The sequence below is a fragment of the Vibrio sp. Vb1729 genome (genome assembly GCF_033338655.1).
Lineage (GTDB): Bacteria > Pseudomonadota > Gammaproteobacteria > Enterobacterales > Vibrionaceae > Vibrio > Vibrio alginolyticus.
Window position 1 is genome coordinate 321,199 of the sequence record NZ_JAWOTB010000022.1, and the last position, 21,790, is coordinate 342,988.

Annotated in this window: 18 protein-coding genes; 8 read left to right on the plus strand and 10 right to left on the minus strand. The window is 43.6% G+C overall.

The window, feature by feature from the left end; genetic code table 11:
- Positions 1 to 24: 24 nt before the first annotated feature.
- Positions 25 to 936: a LysR family transcriptional regulator gene (locus R7E29_RS12675; protein WP_054576523.1), complete on the minus strand. Its 912-nt coding sequence runs from the start codon at positions 934 to 936 to the stop codon at positions 25 to 27.
- Positions 937 to 1,024: 88 nt separating this feature from the next.
- Between R7E29_RS12675 and catC the strand changes: the two genes are divergently transcribed.
- The gene (gene catC, locus R7E29_RS12680; protein ID WP_021821184.1) at positions 1,025 to 1,684 is read left to right on the plus strand and encodes a type C chloramphenicol O-acetyltransferase; all 660 of its coding nucleotides are present in this window, start codon (positions 1,025 to 1,027) and stop codon (positions 1,682 to 1,684) included.
- Between the two features lie 55 nt (positions 1,685 to 1,739).
- Here catC and R7E29_RS12685 read toward each other — a convergent pair whose 3' ends face one another.
- The 4 genes from R7E29_RS12685 to R7E29_RS12700 form a co-directional block, all read right to left on the minus strand.
- Positions 1,740 to 3,419: a DUF342 domain-containing protein gene (locus R7E29_RS12685; protein WP_054576522.1), complete on the minus strand. Its 1,680-nt coding sequence runs from the start codon at positions 3,417 to 3,419 to the stop codon at positions 1,740 to 1,742.
- Between the two features lie 252 nt (positions 3,420 to 3,671).
- Positions 3,672 to 5,699: a tRNA(Met) cytidine acetyltransferase TmcA gene (locus R7E29_RS12690; protein ID WP_054576521.1), complete on the minus strand. Its 2,028-nt coding sequence runs from the start codon at positions 5,697 to 5,699 to the stop codon at positions 3,672 to 3,674.
- Positions 5,700 to 5,804: 105 nt separating this feature from the next.
- Positions 5,805 to 6,779, minus strand: a complete 975-nt coding sequence (locus R7E29_RS12695) for a ParB/RepB/Spo0J family partition protein (protein WP_054576520.1) — start codon at positions 6,777 to 6,779, stop codon at positions 5,805 to 5,807.
- Between the two features lie 7 nt (positions 6,780 to 6,786).
- On the minus strand, positions 6,787 to 8,004 hold the full coding sequence (locus tag R7E29_RS12700) for an AAA family ATPase (RefSeq protein WP_005374503.1): 1,218 nt from the start codon (positions 8,002 to 8,004) through the stop codon (positions 6,787 to 6,789).
- 1,238 nt (positions 8,005 to 9,242) lie between these two features.
- On the opposite strand from R7E29_RS12700, the gene R7E29_RS12705 reads away from it, so the two are divergent.
- Entirely contained in the window at positions 9,243 to 11,213 is a 1,971-nt protein-coding gene (locus R7E29_RS12705; RefSeq protein WP_213906623.1) for a replication initiator protein RctB domain-containing protein, read from the plus strand.
- Between the two features lie 289 nt (positions 11,214 to 11,502).
- On the opposite strand, the gene R7E29_RS12710 is transcribed toward R7E29_RS12705, so the two are convergent.
- From R7E29_RS12710 to R7E29_RS12720, 3 genes are read right to left on the minus strand one after another with little or no spacing between them, the layout of a single operon-like run.
- Positions 11,503 to 11,970, minus strand: a complete 468-nt coding sequence (locus tag R7E29_RS12710; protein ID WP_213906622.1) for a transcriptional regulator — start codon at positions 11,968 to 11,970, stop codon at positions 11,503 to 11,505.
- Positions 11,970 to 12,902, minus strand: a complete 933-nt coding sequence (locus R7E29_RS12715; protein ID WP_054576518.1) for an ATP-binding cassette domain-containing protein — start codon at positions 12,900 to 12,902, stop codon at positions 11,970 to 11,972. The genes R7E29_RS12710 and R7E29_RS12715 overlap by 1 nt, the downstream gene beginning before the upstream one ends.
- Positions 12,903 to 12,904: 2 nt before the next feature.
- Positions 12,905 to 13,753, minus strand: coding sequence for an ABC transporter ATP-binding protein (locus tag R7E29_RS12720; protein ID WP_005374497.1), 849 nt, complete (start codon positions 13,751 to 13,753; stop codon positions 12,905 to 12,907).
- A gap of 361 nt (positions 13,754 to 14,114) precedes the next feature.
- Here R7E29_RS12720 and R7E29_RS12725 point away from each other — a divergent pair, with 361 nt between their 5' ends.
- The gene (locus R7E29_RS12725) at positions 14,115 to 14,312 is read left to right on the plus strand and encodes a PA3496 family putative envelope integrity protein (RefSeq protein WP_005374493.1); all 198 of its coding nucleotides are present in this window, start codon (positions 14,115 to 14,117) and stop codon (positions 14,310 to 14,312) included.
- 238 nt (positions 14,313 to 14,550) lie between these two features.
- Positions 14,551 to 15,612 carry a GTP cyclohydrolase II gene (gene ribA, locus R7E29_RS12730; protein ID WP_005374492.1) on the plus strand — a complete coding sequence of 354 codons (1,062 nt, stop codon included), beginning with the start codon at positions 14,551 to 14,553 and terminating at the stop codon, positions 15,610 to 15,612.
- 68 nt (positions 15,613 to 15,680) lie between these two features.
- On the opposite strand, the gene R7E29_RS12735 is transcribed toward ribA, so the two are convergent.
- Complete coding sequence (locus R7E29_RS12735; protein WP_005383196.1) at positions 15,681 to 16,436, minus strand: substrate-binding periplasmic protein; 756 nt, start codon at positions 16,434 to 16,436, stop codon at positions 15,681 to 15,683.
- Between the two features lie 68 nt (positions 16,437 to 16,504).
- On the opposite strand from R7E29_RS12735, the gene R7E29_RS12740 reads away from it, so the two are divergent.
- The 3 genes from R7E29_RS12740 to R7E29_RS12750 all read left to right on the plus strand — a co-directional run bounded on the left by R7E29_RS12740 (position 16,505) and on the right by R7E29_RS12750 (position 19,565).
- Positions 16,505 to 18,403: a hybrid sensor histidine kinase/response regulator gene (locus tag R7E29_RS12740; protein WP_054576516.1), complete on the plus strand. Its 1,899-nt coding sequence runs from the start codon at positions 16,505 to 16,507 to the stop codon at positions 18,401 to 18,403.
- A gap of 100 nt (positions 18,404 to 18,503) precedes the next feature.
- Entirely contained in the window at positions 18,504 to 18,713 is a 210-nt protein-coding gene (locus R7E29_RS12745; protein WP_005374484.1) for a DUF3283 family protein, read from the plus strand.
- A 135-nt stretch (positions 18,714 to 18,848) separates the two neighbouring features.
- Positions 18,849 to 19,565: a YebC/PmpR family DNA-binding transcriptional regulator gene (locus tag R7E29_RS12750; RefSeq protein WP_005374482.1), complete on the plus strand. Its 717-nt coding sequence runs from the start codon at positions 18,849 to 18,851 to the stop codon at positions 19,563 to 19,565.
- Between the two features lie 73 nt (positions 19,566 to 19,638).
- On the opposite strand, the gene rodA is transcribed toward R7E29_RS12750, so the two are convergent.
- The gene (rodA, locus tag R7E29_RS12755) at positions 19,639 to 20,721 is read right to left on the minus strand and encodes a rod shape-determining protein RodA (RefSeq protein ID WP_054576515.1); all 1,083 of its coding nucleotides are present in this window, start codon (positions 20,719 to 20,721) and stop codon (positions 19,639 to 19,641) included.
- A gap of 392 nt (positions 20,722 to 21,113) precedes the next feature.
- Between rodA and R7E29_RS12760 the strand changes: the two genes are divergently transcribed.
- Positions 21,114 to 21,782, plus strand: a complete 669-nt coding sequence (locus R7E29_RS12760; RefSeq protein WP_005383200.1) for a hypothetical protein — start codon at positions 21,114 to 21,116, stop codon at positions 21,780 to 21,782.
- Positions 21,783 to 21,790 lie beyond the last annotated feature (8 nt).

Consider the following 21,790-nt stretch of genomic DNA (forward strand, 5'->3'; position numbering starts at 1 on the left):
CAATTGTTGCTAAGTTTGTTGTCGCTATTCGCCGACAGAATATATGTTCCTAAAGTGATCAATGAACGCTCGCGTTCTTCTTGGTAAGTGCTCACGTTTTGGGTAAAGCAGATAAAGCGGCAAAATCGCATCCGTTTGCCATTCTGGCAGCAAACTCACGAGTTGTTCTTTTTGTGCAGGGTCGAGTTTAGCCAGTGCAAATTCATCTAACATGGCTACACCACAGCCAGCCAAAGTAGCATCCAACATGGACTGGACAAGATTAAAACTCAGCGTACTTTCTAACTCAATGCTGCACTGCTGTTGAGTTTGCTTATGCGTAAACGTCCACTTGTCTAACACCAAGTCGCGACTTTTATAAAGGATGTGCTCTAAGTCACCAAGCTCCTCTGGCGTACTTACATTTGGTTTATCAGCTAAATACGAGCGATGAGCGATCGGTTTACAGTGTAAAGCGCGTAACTGATGGCCGACGTAACCCTCAGGAGGAGTATCGGTAAAGTAGAATGCGATATCAAACCCAGCTTCAATCAAGTCGAGAGGTGTCTCTGTGAATATCACTTCGACGCTCACTTGTGGATGTTGCAATCGAAAATCGATCAATGTTTGGCTGAGTAACGCGGCTCCAAAAGAAGCGGACGCCGCTATTCTCAATTTTCCCGATACGATCTCGTTTGCCATCACTTGCTCATTGATCTGCTCAGCGCCTTCGAGCAGTTGCTTTACCTGCTGATAAAACCGCAAACCATCGTAGGTCAAATTAAACTGGCGCGTAGTTCGCTGAATAAGCTGCACCGACAATATGTCTTCAAGCTGTTTAAGTTGCCGACTTACATGCGCATTCGAACAATTCAGTCGCTTTGCTGCACCAGCAATACTTCGTTCCTCACACAAAGCGAGGTAAAGTGGTACGTAGCTGAGCCATTTTATTTCCATACAGTAATTCTGAATCTCTAAAATCAAACTACTGGAAATAATAGAAAGCCTCTAAACTCTGTACAACCTAAATTTGAAAGGATGAGTTATGAGTGTTTTCGACACGTGGTTAAAAGGTCAAGTCATTAAAGATCACATCACTAATCCCAATATCATCGTTGGCGATTACAGCTATTACTCGGGCTTCTATCATCAAAAAAGCTTCGAAGAGCAAGCGGTACGCTACTTGTTGGGTGACCCCGTCACACTTCAAGAATGGCAAAGTAGAGAACCCGATAGCATCGACAAATTAATCATTGGCAAGTTTTGTTCCATCGCTTCTGGAGCCACCTTCATGATGGCAGGAAACCAAGGTCATCGCATTGACTGGATTTCGACCTTCCCCTTCTCTCCTGAAGAATTTGGAGAAGGCGTACAAGACGGTTTCGAGCGTGCCGGAGATACAGTGGTGGGGAATGATGTTTGGATTGGCAGTGAGGCGATGATCATGCCCGGAGTAAACATCGGCGATGGAGCCGTCATCGGAGCACGCGCCGTAGTGACGAAAGACGTGCAACCTTATTCTGTGGTGGTTGGAAACAACCAAGTCGTACGTCAACGATTTAGCGATAAAGAGATTGAAACTCTACTCAATATCCAATGGTGGAACTGGCCAATAGAACACATTAAACAAGCAATGAAAGTAATGTGTAGCAGCCAAGTCGGTGCGCTTGCGGACTACTATCAAGAGCACATTGTCGATTTGTAGATAAAAAAAGCCCACACATCTTGTTGCGGCGTGTGGGCTCAGTGAGTAAGAAAGCTTAAACCGCAGCGACATCCTCTTCTTCCAAGTTCGCCGAGACTTTAATTTCGTATTGATTGAAACGGAACGAACAACCGCCATGAGTGCGCTTTGTCGTTACTTGCTCGTCGCCAAACTGCACCGTCACGCGAGTGAAGACACGCTCTTTGGCTTCGACAATATTTTCTTCTAACGCGACTTCAAAGTCGTGTTCCGTTTGTTCTAGCTTTTGCTTTATCGCTTCAAGCTGCTCGTTGTTTTGTGTTTTCATCACGTCAATCTGAGCTTGTTCTTCGTCGGTACGTTCGGCTTTAGGACGTTTCTTAAATTCGAGCTCTTTACGAATCACATCCATCGTTCCTTCTTGAGCGTATTTGTATTGATCTTTGAGCTCTGCTAATCGCTCCTTAAATGCAGAATAGCGTGCGAACGCTTCTACCTTAGTGGCGGTGTCGCCTTCTACGCCCAATTGTAAGCACACCACTTTGCCACCGACTTTTACATCTCCGCCGCTAAGCGTGCCGTTCCTACCGTTCGCATCTAGCACCGTCAGATTGCGCCCACAAACAATATCGTTATTCATGCTGTGCACCGCCAACTCAATATCTTCGCCGGCTTGCAAATCACAATATTGGGCGTAGCTGGCACGAATCGAACCTTTGGCTTTGACGTGACAACTCTTTGGCTGGCCATCACTCACGGTGTGGCCAATGATCCCTTTACCAACTTGAATGTCGTCTTGCGCTTGTACGTCAGCCGATTCAATGAAGCCGCCTACAGTAATAGAACCCGTCGCTTTAACAATCATGCCGGATTCAATGTTGCCACCGATAATCACATTCCCTTTGAATTTCACGTGACCTGTATTCACGCCAACGCTATTGAGACAGAGTGCGTTATCAACTTCAATGGTTTTGTCTTTAATTAGAGGCGTACCGGATACCGATGCAATCAATAGGTTTGGGTCGTGCTTGCTTATCTCAGTGCCTTTGCCCGGCTTCATTGGGCTGTCTTTTCCGGCTTGCGGAGGAATCACTCGCCCTTGAACAGTAAAGCCAGGCGTGCCTTTGGTCGCAGGCGTGCGGCGCATCACCTCATCGCCTACGTCAACCGCGATAGTTTCACCGAGGTTACGTAAATCAATTTTGTCGCTAGCAGATTGGCCGTCTTTGGGTTTGAGGATGCGTTTGGTGATGTCTTTGACAAGAGGAGTAAAAAGAGCGTCTTTGCCTTTGATAGGTTGCTTACCAACCGCTACAGGTTGAGAAAAAGTTTCGCCGGGTTTGAGCTGAGTGCTGACAACCAACACTTTCTTCAAAGCCAGTTTGTTGATGCCTTTCGAAACTCGCGCTTGAGCAAGGGCTTGAACAATCTCGGGGCCACGTAAACCTCGGCCTCCGTACGCGCCGACAACGTTCATGCTGGCGAGCATGTCATTATTCGACAATTCGACCTCAACTTGTGCGTTGCGTTTTTCTGCAATGACGATGCCTTCGTAAGCTTCAGCTTTACGTTCTTTGGCGCAGTTAATGAACCTAACGACTTCCCCCTCTACAACAAACATCTTTTCGGCGTTCATTACGACGAGCTGCTCGTTTAATTCATTTTGATTTAGCTCACCACCGAGATCCACTTCACCCGGAAGACGGGCTATCACCTTGGTCTTATCTTCAGATAACTCAAGACACAGCTTCCACATACCCTTACCACTTTGCTTCCCATCAACACTCTCAGTCTAACCAAATCCGTTTTCTGAACAAACCTCGCATTTCTTATTATAGGGCTCACGTCACTAAAGAAAGTAATCCATCAATAACGGTTAAACAGGATATTAAGAGAAAACTCGATTTAGCCTAAAGCTCAATCAAAATACACGCTGAAACAAAAAAGGAGCTGGATTTACAGTGTAAAATCAGCTCCCAATAATTTCATTTACAGTGTAAATTCCTCTTTATTGTTTACAGTGTAAATCGCTCCAAATGTGCTTTACTTCGTCCCTTAACTGCTGCTCAACTTGCCTTCTTCCAGGTAAACCAAATTGCTGAGCACATTCAGTCCAACTACGGTTAAGAAAAAGCTTACTGATCATCAAGTCGGAAGCGGAGTTCAAACCTAAGTTAAGTAACCACTGCTGAAGCCACACAGACACAGACTCATAACTGTTACCACCATCAGCATAACATTCAATTAGTAATAATTTAGCGGGATGAAGTGGACTCATTCCCAAAGGTTGCGGCAATAGAGCTCGAAAAATAGGGGCTTCTAATTTTGGATAGACGTCAGCCACATTGTTAGACAACATTTCTTCAAATAGCGCCTGAGATTGGTCGACCCAAACCGTCTGTTGGGAATCACAAGGTTTGACCATCAAGACTGAATAACAACCGCTAGCAGCATCGCGCATTGACCCTAAGCGAATTGTACGGAAGTTCGATTGTCGCCAGAAATAGAGCAACTCTTCCGTCGCACCAAAACTCGTGGATAAGTAGGCAATGTGTTTAGCAGCCATTTGCTCAAGTTGCTGCAGAATTTTTTGACCAATGCCTTTGCCTTGCAATGCCGGATGAACCGCAATTCTCATGACTCGCAGCGTCGATAGATTCGCGACATTCGGGAATCCTAGGTGGTTTGCAATCGTAATTGGGGCTAAGTGTCCTTTAGGACGACGCTTACCAAGCTGGATTTCTTCAACTAATTCATCGTCAAGGCCCCCCTCTTCGACCGCTAATATCACCCCCACAACCGCATTATCTTGCTTAGCAAAATAGAGCTGACTGTTGTCGTCTTGCAAAAGGTGAATCAAATCATTCGGAGAGGTCTGATAATGAGCATTCACCAAAAGAGCGAAGCACTCACGCAGCAAACTAGGCTGCGATATCAAATTGTTCTTATCGGCTTTAGAAAGGGAAATTGAGTCGACCTGGTTAAGTTGATGGTGCGTTAACTCCGCATCCAACAAAAACGCGTCATAGAGCCATGATTCGAGCGCATCATTCATGCTCCAGCGGATGGGCTGTGTCATGTGCCATGTTTTCATTCCCGAACGCTGTTTCTGAAGCCAATCAACAAATTTAATCGTAAAGCCCCGGCCACAACCTTCATAACCGTGAATAGTCGTAGAAAAAACGAGTCGATGATAATGTTCGGTAATGCTTTTGAGCATAGGAACTGGAATTGCAGCCGCTTCATCGACAAGTAACAAATCACATTCAGGTCGACTCAATAATAGTTCATCTGGAGCAATGAATTGAATGGATCCCTGCCCTGATTCTAATCTGTCCTTCCTAATACGCTGCGCATTAGGAAGTAGCCGCAAAGCATGCTGGTAAACAGGCTCAACGGCTTTTATAGATGGTGCCGTAATTAAGATTCTAAGTGGCTTCTGCTGTAATAAGCTCGCACACGCGATGCCGAGAGCACTTGTTTTTCCGCGCCCACGATCAGCGGTCAAAACTAACGGTCGCTTTCGATGTCCTGTCACCACCTTTTCAATTAGAGAAATGGCATGTTCTTGTTCCGTGTAGTGGCTTTCTTTTTCTGCTTGCTTGATGTCTGGAGCCGTTGGCAATGGTTTGTCTTGCTCAATAACAACGAGCTTCTCCCATTGTTTGTGCATCCATTGCTGAGCAAAATTCGCAGTTTGTCGCGGCTCAGTAATGACAATAAGAAAACCGCCGCCAACCAATGAGCCAAGCGCAGCGGTAAAACTATTTGCGTCAAAGCCATTTCGAGCATCAAACAATAGAACGTCACACTCTCTGCCTAGCAACATGTGCCCTTGTTTAGACGAAACACTGGATACGTTTTTCAAACCAAAATCACCAACAGAAAACCAACGTTGATGGCGCTGCGTTTTATGGAACTCTGACATCAACGCATTTTGCCAAGAAGCCTCGCCTTGAATGACTACACCAATCCTTTGGAAAGATTGGTGAGCTTGATGTTGAAGTGATGAAAGGAAATCAGATTGTGTCTGCATTTTGTCTATCCAACGTTGAACTGACGTAATGGTATCACATCTTTAATTTGACGCTTCTCAGATATAAAAAAACCGCCCGGAGGCGGTTGATTCAATCATCATTTGTTATTGCAGTTTGGTTTGTACAAACGCAAGAATCTCTTCCATTAAGCTGTCGTCAACTTTCTTCAAGTTCAACGCCAGGCTGCTACCTTTTCGGCTATAGCTTGCTCGACCTTTTACTAAGTCGACTTTTTCCGTCTTCTTGCCAGGTTTTGCTGGTGCAAGTTCAGTAATCCAATTTTCGATGCTTTCCGTGACTTCTTTTGTCAGACGAGCAACGCCTTGAGCTGTGCTTCGCTGCCATAAAAACCCTTCGCTAGAGCGACATTTATCTAACAGCTCTTGCTGCTGCTCTGGCGTTAGCGTTGAAAACTGTTTGTGCAGTTTCACGATTGTTGGGCGACCGAGATCGCCAACATTCGGATACGCTTGAAGTAGTTCTAACGGTAATGCTGCGGCTTTTAAAGCGCCACTTACCAACGCTTCACTGCACTGGAACATTTTTGCCAATGCTTTCTGATCCTCAGCTTCACCACTATCAAGCTTAGCCTGCATCTCTTTACCTTTTTCGTATAAAGAGAGCGGTTTGTGAGCATTTGCCACATCAGACAAAAACTTAGCATGGTCAGTATTGATGTTGTCAGCAACATAAACCAAAAAATCTTGTTCAGCGAGGATACAAGACATGCGACGACGGCTACCATCTAAAACTTCGATCTTGCCATCTCCAGTTCTACGACCCACAGCTGGATATTGTTGGCCACGCTCTTTGAGTGTGACTAAAACATCAGATAAAGCATGTTCGTTTAAGAACGATTGCTCACGAGCGTTATCAACAAATACTGTTGTTTCTGTCGCAACTTTATTTGCAGGAATACGCACAAGTTCAAACTGAACAATATTTTCACCTGCAACTGCTAGTTCAATCGTTTGAGCTTTCTCTTTTGCCGCAGTTTGCGCCTCTTGCGGAGTCACAACACGACGCTTATTCGTTTTGCCAAATAATTTCGCGTTTAATTCAGACGTTTTCAAAGCCATTTACTTATTACCCCTGATTCAATGACGGCCAATTAGAGTGCAGCACACGCTCTAATTCCAGTGCGCTTTTATGAACAGCGTCTTGCGCGGTAGCTAGTGTCTTCTTACCGCCTTCAAAATCGCTTACTGTCAGATCAAATACTGTGCTGTAGGTATCGGCACAGGTTTCAAACGCACGGCTACGAGGAATAGTAGCCATCATAACTTGGTCACCTAGAAGATAGTTCATTTCAGTTAAAACAGAAACTTGCTTCTTATTGTCGTCCTCAAACATGGTTGGCATCAAGCGAACAAACTCAAGACCATTCCAGTCCTCCGGGAACATTTCATATACCGTAGGCAAATGCTGGAAGAAGTTTACTGTTGAAGCCCAGTCCAGACGCTTAGCCGCACAAGGAATTAGCAAGGCATTTGATGCATACATCGCATTCCATACTAATGGGTCAACGTGTGGACCGGTATCAATCATAATGATATCGAAGTCATCAGCAATTTTATCAATCAGTTGCTCTTTCAGCAGACGGACGATATCGAGTGATGGGTCTTCAGATAGCGTTTGCCATGCTTCCGCATTAAACATCGCGTCTTCTGGAAATGCTGAAATCGACTTTAAGTTCGGATATTGCGTTGGCAGCAATACGTTTTTACGTAAAAATTCACTGTCAATTTCCACACCATCAGGCACGTTACCCAACATAATGTCTACCGCAGAATAGATATTATCATGCTCTGCCATGCTGATTTGCGGGTTGAGGAATAAACGTAGCGAGCCTTGTGGGTCTAAGTCGATTAAACAAATACGGTATCGTTTATCCAAATTTAGCGCTAAACATGCCGCTAAATGAACCGCGGTCATTGATTTACCTGTACCGCCCTTTTGGTTCTGCACATTAATAATCCAAGGTTTGTTACCTGAATTCTTTTTACGCTCATGAAATTTAGGCACTTCAGCCGCATCCATGAGCATGTGTGCTTCTTCTAACGTAATTGAATAATGATTCGCGTTGTTTTTAGTAAATTGATGCCCAGCGGCTTCCATTTTACCAATCGCGTCGTCGAGCTTACGGCGAGTTAGACCAGAACGGGTTTCCATCATCGCTTTCGACATTGGTGGGAAATAGTTATCGCTTCGCTCTTCTAAAACAATTTCAATACGGTCAGCTTGAACCTGCTGAGTCAGCTCCGCTAACTCAAGAAGGTTTTCAATCGTTTTTTCTCTTTTCATGCCAAATTCCGTTGGAAGGATTTATAATTGCAATTGTACAGCAGTAAAGACCAAAAACAACAAAAAGGTGCACGAACATTTTGAATTACCATCACATAAAAAAACACCCAAATCGACGCTTTTATGATTTATGGTCAAAAAGATAACTATTTTTAATCAAATAATCTTCTCATAAGTGGACACCTAAACTCAAAAATAAAAAGTGTTACAGCATCACTTATTTACAATGTAAATCAATTTTCTACCGGAACGATTATAATCTTAAGCTAAATTACGGATTATGTTAGACCAACCTAATTTAAACGAAAAATAGTAAGTAATATCGGAACAATAAAGACCTGAACACCTTGATCATGTCTCCGAGCAAAATAGGGCAGTTCCAGCGAAACATCTATGGAAGTATGATCAAGGTATGCTTATGATCATGCTTCCGTGTTAATAAGCAAATTCGAAAGCATGATCATGGAAAAATAGAGCAGAGTACGGTGTAAACACGCAAATAAAATAAGATCCATTAATCGGAAATATGATCAAGCCTTAGAATCTCTCGGAAGCATGAGTTTTCTTCTCTGATTTACGGTTGAGTGCAGACAGAATGGGGGATTGAGCAGAAATTGACGTTATAGAAGCCGGAACAATGAAATTGCTCAAGTTGCTATGATAAATCACGCTCTCATGATCATGCTTCCTGTAAATAAGCAGAGACTAGGATTTACTTCTAAATATGAGCGACTTGAATGTATTTTAATCAGATGAGTGATATCTCATCAATATGGGCGCCAGAACGATAGATATATTGGCTCTTGATCATCGATCCGAGTATAAATAACATCACCAATGCACAATATAATCATCGTGAAGATCATTATTAAATACTGCATCTGTGGATAACCTGTAAAAACATCATGATCATCGTTTCAAGACTCTTTTGATCATCTTTTCATAACCTTAATGATCATGCTTACGAATAAATATGATCATGCTTTCAGGTTATTGTTGATCATACTTTCAGACTTCTTATGATCATAGTTCCGAAACACATGGAAATAATAGTCTTATAGAACAAAAGCTTAGCGAGAGATTTCAAGCCAGATCATTAGATCATATAATCAATTAAGATCAGATTAATCAAAAAGATCAGTTATTTAAAAAACAATCTTTTTTCTTTATTTATGATCTGTTTTTCTTTATTCTTCGGAACCATAGCACAACTACGGCTAGTGTGATCTGGATCTAAAATGACGGCTGATGAAAAAATTCTGATTAAAGCACCGAGAAGCCACAAAGATGGCCATCTTTTTGAGGTACATGAATCCTCTGCGGATTGGGTAGAGCAGTACCAACATTTCAAAGGGGTGACCAAAAGCATCTTAGAGTTGCTTAATCTGATCTCATTACGAGGCTTCAGCAGCAAGGATGGTTTGGTTTCAACCACAGAGATTGTGGAAGCAACAGATGGGCAACTCACACGTGCAGCTCTGCAACAACGTTTGCGCGCGGCAGTAAATATTGGTTTATTTACTCAAACTCCAGTGCGTTTTGAAGAGGGACTTGCTGGTAAAACGATGCTACATAAATTTGTGAATCCCAATCAGCTTATATCTGTGTTGGGAGCAACAAGTCTTGTTACCGACAAAGTTCGCCAGAACGAAAAACAAAAACGTTCGAAAGCATTGGCTCAGACTCAAGTAAACAAACGTTTGTTGAATGAGCACGGGTTAAACACACCTCCCACGATGAAAGATGAAGCCGATCAATTTGTTGTATCTCCAACAAATTGGGCTGGGATCATTGACCAAGCACTTGCGCCACCAAGAACTCGAAAAAGTTATCAGAAATCCATGGTGTCGATCTCTGGCACAAAAGCCGTTATTGAGACGCGATCATCCAAAAATATCATGACTGTGGATGATCTCATGACCCTGTTCGCTCTCTTCACGTTAACGGTTCAGTATCATGATCATCACAAAGATCAGTATCAGCTTGATGCGGCTCACGTACCAAACAAAACGCCGCTATACATCACTGATATTTTGTCGCTCAGAGGCAAAAAAGACAGTGGCCCAGCTCGTGATTCCATTCGCGATAGCATTGATCGCATTGAATTCACTGATTTTCAGCTCCATGAACTTACTGGACGTTGGCTAAGTGAAAACATGCCAGAGGGCTTCAAAAGTGATCGTTTTCGTTTTCTTGCACGAACCATCACAGCCTCTGAAGAGGCACCTGTGGAGGGAAGCGATGGTGAAATTCGTATCAAGCCAAACTTATATATTTTAGTTTGGGAACCTTCATTTTATGAAGAGCTGTTAACACGCGATTATTTCTTCTTGTTTCCGCCAGAGATCTTGAAACAACATACGTTGGTGTTTCAACTGTACTCTTTCTTCCGTAGTCGCATGGTTCGTCGTCACACGGATTGCATGCTACTGAGTGAGTTAAACCAGAAACTTGCACGTAACATTGAATGGCGACGTTTCTCCATGGATCTGATCCGAGAACTAAAGCGTTTGTCTGATGGAAAAGGGAATGATGCTCTATTCGTCGTTAATTTGTGGGGTTATCACCTGACGATCGAAACCATGATCGAAAATGACAAAGTGATGGACTACCAGATCGACATCAAATGTGATGTCGAAGAGGTCTTACGTTACTCGCGAGCGCGAACGACCAACGCAGGCAAGCGCAACATGGCGCCTACGCTGCCAAACCCGCTTCGTAATGAGATGGTAACCCGACAGCAGCTTGAGGAGCTCTCAGGCATCATAGATGGCGAATTTGAGCCCATTCAACGCAAAGCACCGTCTCCAAGAGGAAATTTAGGGCGACGCGTGAAGCAAAGAAAACATTTGGTAGAGATCAATGCTGATGAGATCACCATTACTCTATCTAAATATACCTCACCAGAGGCTCTAGAACGCAGTATAACGGCTTTGTCTGCGATGACAGGGCACTCGTATGCCTCAATCAAAGAAGAGTGCTCAGATTACATAGAGAAGCTCGATTGGCTAAGGGTAGGGGATGAGCCGATTCCTTATGAGACATTAAGTAAAACCGTCGAGCTGTTTAACACCCAGAACGATGTTAAGCATCTTACCATCGAGCGCCTGATTGCGGGGTTAGCGGTGCGTCGGAAAGTTTGTCGTCAAATCTTCGATGGTCACATGGATGAAATGGTATTTCGTGCCTTGGATGAAATGGCGATTTAAAAGTGTCGCTTGATGTGTATCAAGCTATAGGTGTGATGTATCGGTTTGAAATGTAACAATGTCTTTCGATGATAAAAAACAGACTTAACTCTTACAAACCACTGACATTAGAAGCTAAGCCTAATACTACTATTTATCCCGAATAGACAACCTTTTGTCCTTTCTGATGATTAATAGATTGGCTCATATTGTTACATTCATTCTGAATAGACTTCGCGAGTTTCTCCTCAGGAAACTCGCTTTTTTTTGCCTAAAATTCCGCTAATTAAGCCTTGATCATTTTTCCGGACTAATGAGGTAAACCTTGATCATGCTTCTTGGGTTCATTCCAATGTAATGAACGCATCAACGCAACATGTGATTCGATTAAGCTATGGGCTTGTTCCTGCCACTTGTTTTGATCACACTGCTGATTACAAAACTCTAACGCCACAACGGTGAGATGCTGAAGTCGTCTCAAACACCAATCTTTGATCAGAATATCAGTCGAGACTTGGCATGCTGCTTGTTCAAGCTTTGCACTCGTATAAAGCAAAGTTTGATATGCTTTCTGAGGGTCTTGGTACCTTGCATGTTGAAACACGCGTAAACATCCATCCAACCAGCAAGCAATCGCTTTACTTTGAAGATCACTCAATTCGGGTCCAAGCACGTCATCAGGCACCTGATATAAGATCGTTTCCAATTTTTCTACTTGATCATGTTTCCGCTGTTCGTACCACATGGCGATTTGATCTTGCCAAGTACTCAAATCCATTACGCTGCCTCAGTCCATTGTTTTACATAGTGATTTGGTCCTATTTGATCAAATTCGTCGACAATTATGCTGCTACGTTGACGAATTTCATCGGCATCTATCGAATAGTTTGGTTCATTTTTCACTAAGTTACCAAAAGGTAAGTCAGGATCAGGAACGGCAGAAATCAACAGCTTAGTATAAGGATGCTGCGGGTTCTTAAGTATTGAATGAGTGTCGCCCCATTCAACGATTTGCCCTTTGTACATTACTGCGGTTTCTTCCGCGATGTAGTGCGCAGTCGCCAGATCATGAGTGATGTATAAAAAACCAATTCCCAGTTCTTGCTTCATCCGTTGCATTAAATTCAACACTCCCAAGCGAATAGAAACATCCAGCATAGACGTAGGCTCATCCGCAAGAATGATTTGCGAACCTACCGCTAAAGCCCTTGCTAAGTTTACTCGCTGACGTTGCCCACCACTGAGTTCGTGAGGGAACTTATTCAGTGTCTCTTCAGGTAGTTCCACCAGCTTTAGGAGCTCTTCCAAGCGGGCTGGGATGTCGCGCTCGTTTTTGACTTGTTTATGAATTTTTAAAGGACGTGTTAGGTGATGGCGAATGGTATGAGTTGGATTGAGAGAGCCAAACGGATCTTGAAACACCATTTGTACTTTACTGCGATATTCTTGTAGAGCCGATCGTGACGTGATCTCATTTATGTCAGTTCCATTGAAAAGGATCTCGCCTTGCGTTGCTGGATAGACTTTGGTTATTAAGCGAGCGCAAGTACTCTTACCGCAGCCTGATTCTCCAACCAAAGCCAAGGTTTTTCCTGCGTACAGATCAAAAGTCACTCCTTGAAGCGCACGAAAGGTTTCCTCTTTCGCTAAACCACCGCCCAGTTTGAATTCTTTAATCACATTTTTCATTTGGATGATAGGCTGGCTCATGGTTACGCTCCTTGTAACTCTGGTTGTTTGTGGACGTCATGGATGTTTGGGAAAGAAGCCCATAGCTTTTGCGTGTAAGGGTGTTGAGGATGATTGCGTATATCGTATGCTCGATTGACTTCGACGATTTCTCCGTGACGCATGATTGCAATTCGATCACATAGTTGGCTCATGAGTGCCAGGTCATGAGTGATAAAGAGGACTGAAAAACCGAACTCATCTCTAAGCTGATAAATTTGCTGTAAAATTTCTCGCTGTACCACTACATCTAATGCTGTTGTGGGCTCATCCATAATGATCAGTTTTGGATTTAGAGATAAAGCAATGGCTATCACCAACCGCTGACGCATTCCTCCTGAAAATTGATGAGGATATTCTGCTAAGCGTTCTCGAGGAATATTGACCAAGTCCAACAACTTTTCTGCTCTATCTTTTGCTTGAGCGTTAGTGAGGCCTTGATGGTGTCGTAACACATCTGCAAATTGCTCTTGTATCGTTAAGACAGGGTTGAGTGAGTTCATCGCGCTCTGGAACACCATGGCGATTTCACTCCACCTTAGAGCGGTCAGTTCAGAGTCTGAGATACTAAGGATATCTTTGCCATCAAACCATATTTTACCGCCAGAAATGAACGCTGGCGGCTTATGAAGACGATTTATTGAGAATGCAATTGTGCTTTTACCACATCCAGATTCACCGGCAAGACCAAATACTTCGCCTTTGCCGATATCAAAGCTGACGGACTTTACCGCATTAAAATCACCATTATCAGTGATGTAATCGACGCACAAATCTCGGATCTGGATGACCGGGTCATTGTGGTATGCATGACTTAAGTTAATACCATCCATATAAACACCTAACCAATCTAAAAGATAATTATTATCATTATCAGGTGTGACGGTTTTTAGAAAGTATCAAACCATGAATCAGTGAAGTGACTCGAAAGTTAGGTGAAACAGGAAGTGGTGTAATGCGTCGTTGATAAAACTAAAGAAGAGCAGAATTGAGAGCTAGATCAGCACACTTTTCGTAGGGGGAATTACTCAAATTTAATCGTAAATTTGTCCCTTGGCAAAACTTAAATGATGAATCTATTAAGGAGTTAACGAAAGGGCGGGAGGGGTCACATTTCCCTACAGTTTTTCTTACCACCTTGTTCCGGTTTTGCTATAGATTACGCATCGAAAACATGGTGTGTTCGGAGGAAATATGTCCATTAATTCTATCGACCATGACGAGATGACCAACATCGCTCACAAATGGGAATTACCTGATGAGGAAACCGTTGTGAAGCCAGAGAAAACAGTGAAATCAGCAGAAGCCAGAAGACGCATTGAAGCGTTACGTGAGATCCGTGAAAGTGGGTTGACCATTGAAGAAGCAAGGGAGCTTGGCTTGATACACTGATCGCCTCAGGTTGGTTTAGCAACCCATAGGGTAGTCGACGGACTGCCCTTTTTATTTTTTCACTCTATTACTCTCTTATTCAAACTCTCCATTTATCTGTCTTGCGCCTCAAAAGCACGAGTTTCACACTCACGTCCCGTCCCGAAGAAGTTTGACAATCTGACCTTGTGTTACTAGATATATCAGTAGCGATATGCTTTTTGTTGATTATCGCAACCACAAAGCAAGGAGCGCAAGTATGGTTGATCAAATCCTTTTTTATGAGCCCGATGAGCCCCACGGTTTTCTCTCAAATTTTTGCCATGCCCCAGTCAATATCTCCTCCCAAACTTGGCCCACCAGCGAACATTATTACCAAGCCCAAAAGTTTCTCGATGCTCAGTTGCAAAGTAAAATTCAGCACGCAAGCACCCCTGACGAAGCGTTTGCTTTAAGCCGCAAATACGAACACTTTGTCAGAAGCGATTGGGACGATATAAAGTTGGCTGTTATGGCTTTCATCGTTAGGGAAAAGTTTCTACAAAATCCACCATTAGCGCAGCAATTAATGAGAACGGGTAACGCTTGCCTAACAGAGCATTCTCATAAAGATGCCTTTTGGGGAGACGGGGGAGATGGTAAAGGAGAAAATCATCTAGGAGAGATTCTGATGAATGTTCGAGCAGAGCTGAGACATGTTGAGCCTTACAATCTCGTGAAGTTTATCGATAAAGCCAAATTGCCCACCCAGTGGGGCACATTTATGATGTACGGCTTTATTGAAGCCGCGACAAATAAAGAGCATCTTGCTCTGGTCTATGGCGAGCCAACAAAAAGTGCAGCACCACTTATTCGGTTGCATTCGGAGTGTCTTACCGGAGATGCTCTATTTAGCACGCGTTGTGACTGTGGTTTTCAGCTTAATAGAGCGCTACAAAACATCGTCAAAGAGGGATGTGGCGTGCTGCTTTATTTACGTCAAGAAGGGCGTGGAATCGGCTTGATTAATAAAATTCGTGCCTATCACTTACAAGATGATGGCGCAGATACCGTGGAAGCAAATGAGCGTTTAGGTTTTGCCGCTGATATGCGTGATTACGCGTTCTGTAAAGGAATGCTAGAGCATTTGGGGATTGACGCTGTGCGTCTAATGACGAATAACCCACGCAAGCTCGCCGCCTTAAAAGCGGTTGATATTAACGTCATTGAACGAGTGCCATTACAAGAAGGGAATAACCCAAGTAATCAACATTACCTGCAAACCAAGGCGAGTAAATTGGGGCACATGTTTGATCCTAAGTTTGTTAACCACATTAAGTAAGTGCTACAGATTTCCCAGAAACAAAAACGCCAACGTATCATCGATGGCGTTTTTGTTAATGAGTTGATTCATTGATACTTTTGAATGATTTCATCAATTTCCCCTGAGGTTTTTAATTCAACGAGTCGTGTATTGATGTAATTTTGAGTTTCTGGTTGCATTTGAGGTGAAAAAGCTAGGTAGATTGAGTAGTCAGGAATAACCGAGCTGAAAGGCTGTATCTGAAAATTCTCTAACGGCAAATTGAGTCGCTTTAAGTTGTAAAGGACTCGGGATTCCATCTCGACAAAAGCTGTATCTCCAGGGGTTCGGCTTATCACTCGGTATGCGGCGTTGTAGTCTTTCACACGCATTTCATTGACACTGCCATTTTCAAAGAACGGTGTTAAATTTGGATAATCAAACCCCAGCAGTAATACAATAGAACGACCATGCATCGTATCCATATTTTTGAATTCTAAAGGCTTCTCGCTACTCGACACCAGTACATGTTTTACAGTGTAAATGGGCTCCTCAGATAAATTTTCCGATTGCACCTTGCCCCAGTTCGGGCTGCCATAAGTTAACCAGTTTGGCTCAGCGCCTTCTTCCAATATGGAAATCATACGTTTAAATGGATAAGTATGATAATTCACTTGGTAATCCGACTCCGCGAAGATAGCGCTGACGATATCGGTCACAATTCCGGAGTGCATTTGTCCCTGTTGTTCAATTTGAAATGGTCGAGCTTGTTCAGCAATGACGTAATAGTTCACTTGATTTGCGGTCACATGAGAACTTACAACAATTAAGCTAAAAGCCAATCTAAGTAGAAGTCTTTTCATCGTATCCTCGATTATTATTTGTGCGTAGCTATATTTAGAGTAGCGCAAGTTTATCGGAGCGGTTTCATATGGATGAAAAAGAGCGATCTCAACGTCGTTTTAGTATCGGCAACCAACTTATGTTGGCGGTATTAACGTTGAGTTTAATCTTTACGGTCATCATTTCTACAGTGAGCTTATATCGAGTTTTTCACGAAGATTTAGCCCATTTAGATGTTGAATTAAAGCAGGTTGAGTCTAGCTATTTATCGAGTTTTTCTGCGAGTTTGTGGGTAGAGGATAGGGAGCTGTTGCTGACACAAGCTCAAGGTGCAATGCGTATGCCCTCGGTGGACTACTTACGTATTGCTAGTGAAGACGAAGTTATCATTGAATTAGGTTCGGCGCTTTCTGAGGATGTTGTCGAGAGAAGCTGGCCGATGCAGTATCGGGTCGGCGATAAAACGTATGATCTCGCGATATTAACGGTTCAATCGGATCTTAGCGCGATATATGAAGATCTTTGGCAGCAGTTCTTTTTTCTACTTACGACAGAAGCGATCAAAATTCTTGTCCTCATCATTGGCGTTCTTTGGGTGGCGTTTCGCTTGTTGGTCAATCCGTTACAATTGCTGTCTGGTGCGGTGAGCGATTTTCGTGGCGGTACAGTGCCGAGTAAAGTGACTCTCCCTAAACGATGGTGCTTTGATGAAGTGAGTGTTTTGGCAGAGAAATACAACCGAAGTGTTGAGAAAGTGAAAGAGCACCAGACTGAGTTAGAGGCTGAACGCGATAGGGCAGAAGTCGCTAATCGTAAGAAAAGTGAGTTTCTTGCCACTATGAGTCATGAGATCCGCACACCGATGAATGGCATTATTGGTGTGTCGTCGTTGCTCAATGACACCGACCTCGATCCCCAGCAAAAAGAGTTTGTAGAGATCATTGACAGTTCTTCTCACTCACTAATGACGATCATCGACGACATTTTGGACTTCTCTAAAGTTGAAGCTGGCAAAGTAGAGCTGGAATACACGAGCTATGATCTTCGCGAGCTACTTGACGATATCATCAGTTTACATAGTGTCAAAGCCAAGCAGAAAAACTTACAGCTGCTCAGCGATATTGATCCTCACTTGCCAATGGAAGTGCAAGGTGATGCCACACGATTGAAACAAGTTCTGAACAATTTGTTGAGCAACGCGATTAAATTTACCGAGCGCGGCCATGTGAAGCTTCTTGTAGCGTTATCTCGACTTGATGGAGAGACCGCTCATATCCGGTTTCGGGTTGTGGATTCTGGTATTGGTATTGCGAAAGAGCACCAACAAGCAATCTTCGAACGCTTCCAACAAGCTGATGGTAGTACCACCAGAAAGTATGGTGGGACAGGGCTTGGTTTGGCGATAGCTGCACAGTTGGTTAACTTGATGGGAGGGGAAATACAACTAACAAGTGAGCTTGGGCTGGGAAGCTGTTTTGAATTTTCGATTCCTGTTGCTGTAATAAATGCGCAATCGACCTATACCGACCAACTTAATGTATTAGATTTCCGGAAAGCGGAAGACAACGAAATCAGCCCTCAAGATAATGATAAACCTTGGGTATTGGTTGTTGAAGATACCATCGTCAATCAGAAGGTAGTTCGCATCATGTTAGAAAAACTGGGTGTGCGAGTGAGTGTCGCCAACCATGGCGAAGAAGCATTGCAGCTGTGTGATCAGCAGCCTTTCGATTTGATTTTTATGGACTGCCAAATGCCTGTGATGGATGGGTTTATTGCTACGGAGCGAATTCGAAAAATGGGAGAGTGGGGGAAACACGTTCCAATTATTGCGCTAAGTGCCAATGTCATTAAAGAGGATCAGCAACATTGCTTCGATGTTGGGATGAACGAGTTCGTGGCTAAACCCGTTACCAAGACTCGATTACAACAAATATTCGAACAGCATTTACCAAAAGCACTGAAAATCAGCGCTGTGCCTAAATAGTTAACTTGAAATCGATCAAGTTAAGTGCGTTTCTATTCTGTAATTGTAACTCTGTGTGATATAGTGCCCGGCTAGTATTTAAAGTACCTTGAGGCTGTGAATGTCGTTTAATCTATCCCTATTGCCGCCTGACGAAAAAAACAAAATCGAACTGGATAAGCAGGCGTCGTTTTTGGTTTGGAAGCTCAGAGAGGCCAAATCTGGTCCTGAAGCAATAGAAGAACAGTTGTCCAAGATTAACGATGCTGATGAAAAGGCGTTTTTCCAGCAATCGGTCGAAAAGTACAAACGAGTAATGGGTGTCGCTTAACGCGAACCGTGGCAATGGTTCAATCCAATGCGACGAATGAGGTAACCTCCCTATTCCTTTGCTAAGCGAAATTGAAAAGGTTTCGCTTTTTGCTAAAATCCTTCGCATTAAATTTGAATTTAGAGAGACATCCCGATGGGAAGAAGTTTTGAAGTGCGCAAAGCCTCTATGGCGAAAACTGCAGGCGCGAAAATTAAAGTTTATTCCAAATACGGTAAAGAAATTTACATGTGCGCGAAAAACGGTGGTGGTGATCCAGACATGAACTTGTCTTTGAAACACCTGATCGCAAAAGCGAAAAAAGACCAAGTTCCTGCGCACGTTATCGATAAAGCGATCGACAAAGCGAACGGTGGCGGTGGTGAAGACTACACTCCAGCACGTTACGAAGGCTTCGGCCCTGGCGGTACTAGCGTTATCGTTGACTGTCTAACAGACAACGGCAACCGTACTTTCCAAGATGTACGCCAATGCTTTGTGAAAGTCGGTGCGAAAATTGGTGTTGAGGGCTCGGTTTCTCACATGTTCGATCACCAAGCGGTATTCCAGTTCAAAGGCGACGATGATGAAATTATTCTAGAAACGCTAATGATGGAAGACGTAGACGTTACTGACGTTGAGCTAGAAGACGGTGTTATCACTGTATTCGCACCTCACACAGAATTCTTCAAAACAAAAACTGCGCTTAACGGTGCATTCCCAGATCTAACGATCGATGTTGAAGAAATCACATTCGTTCCGCAAACTCATACGCCTGTATCGGGTGAAGATGCTGAGAAGTTCCAGAAATTCCTAGATCTTCTAGATGACTGTGATGATGTTCAGCAGGTTTACCACAACGCAGAGCTGTAATTAATTCGCTCATATCGTTGTAAAAAGGCTTCCTCAGGGAAGCCTTTTTTTGATCGCTTTTTCTCAAGCAGAGCTATGCGTTACGATATTTGGAATAACACAGCGACATGATTACACCAAAACAGATACCTTGAGTTAGCATCGCCGTGCCGCCATAGCTAAAGAAGGGAAGTGGGCTACCCATTACTGGCAACAAGCCACTCACCATGCCCGTATTGATAAAAGCATACAGAAAAAAGCTCATCGCTAATGCGCCACTTACCAGCCGACTAAAAAAGTGGTCAGACTGACATGCAAGCAACATAACGCGTGCAGTAATAAACAAGTACAATGCGAGTAAGACTAAACTGCCAACAAAGCCCCATTCTTCCGCATAGGTCGAAAAAATAAAGTCCGTATGACTTTCTGGAATAAAGCCAAGTGTTCCTTGCGTAGCATTCATCCAACCTTTGCCTTTCATACCGCCTGAGCCAATCGCAATCAAAGATTGGATGATTTGGTAGCCCGAACCCAGTGGATCGGACTCAGGGTGCAAGAACTGTGTTACACGGATCTTTTGATAGGTTTCCATAACGAAGAACCATAAAATAGGTGCTAACGTTAAAATGCTCGCAATAAACCCGCAGATTATTTTCCAGCTCATGCCAGCCAAAAACAAAACGAACAATGCATAAATGATGGTAAAAACTGCACCGTCTAAATCCGGTTGTAGCGCGATTAACCCGGCAGGAATCATTGCAATAAGTAAGCAAAACGCAATTTTCCGACTGTCTGGTCGACCTCCTTCAATATGCAGCATCCAGGCGATCATGATTGGAATGGAAAGTTTGATTAGCTCAGACGGTTGAAAGCGGAAGAAGCCGATATCGAGCCAACGTTGAGAGCCATTGGTGCTATCACCAAATAAAGCGACAGCAAGTAGCAGAGCAACCGCAATAATGTAGAGATATGGAGCTGAGCGCTGATAGCTGGACGCTGGAATCGAGGACATGACCAAGATACAAACTAATGTCAGTCCGCAGCGCGCCAAATGTTTGAAGAGCATCGCCTCATTAAAGCTACTGGCACTCCAGAGAGTGAGCGAACTTAACAGCATGATCGGAATGATCGCCATGAGCAGTGGCAAATCAACTCTTGGGAAATAACGCTTATTCATTTTCAACGACCTAATAACGCACCTATTTTGAGTGCGAAAACAACTAAAACTCGAAGAGTTCAAACTATTCCGATGCTAAGAATCTCGATTTGGAAACAACAGACACCATGCAAAGGTGTGTAAGAAAGGAGAGTGCGCACTGTCTGTTATGGGTAGTTGTGGGATGGATAAATACACTAGCCTCAGATTTTAAGCCAGTGTTTTTATTGTGACTGCCGTAAAAATGTAGCGTTACGAATGAACGGAATTGTATTTTCTGTTTAAGTGAATGTCATTCATCCTCTCTCAATACCATTCACTCTGCATAACTGCCATTGGTCGCATGCAAAAGCAGCGTGCGATCTTCTCCCTTAATCTGAAACCATCAAATCACGTTCAACTAAGGACAGTACATGATGGTTTCTCAATCTCGCTCAATCAAAGCTCTTAAACTGGCAAGTACCTTTATCGCCGCATTTGCACTTAGCAGCAATCTGGCTCTGGCTAATCCAAGCGAGCGCACACTCAGTCAATTCAACCAAGCAGCGCAGGGTGACTCTGGCTTAGTTGATACCGTTTACGGCGAATTATCTAAACAACTCGAAGAGCAAGGCGCAACGCCGGTGACCTTGGTTTACTTAGGTAGTGCGGAGACGTTGCAAGGTCGTGAGGCGTTTATGCCTTGGAACAAGATGAAGTTCACCGAGCGCGGTCTTGCCACAATCCAAAAAGGTTTGGATCTAATGGCGAATCAGCCAGTACCACTGCAAGAACAACAGCGCTTACAAGGCTTGCCGGAATATCAATTAGCCACCGCCATGGCAGCCACTACCTTTACTTCTCTGCCAGATATGTTCAATCACTTTGAGCGTGGCTACGAGCTGTACCTTTCTCTGCTCGATGAACCGAGTTTTAGCCAACAACCTTTCGCGGCTACTTCGTGGATTTATCGCTACGCCATTGAAGCGGCACTGCGCGCTGAAGATGTTCAACAAGCCAAAATATGGTTAGCGCAAATGGAGCAATTGGGCGACAGCAATCTAGAAACGCAAACCGCGAAAGCGTTGCTAGCGAAATATTAGGGAGGCGT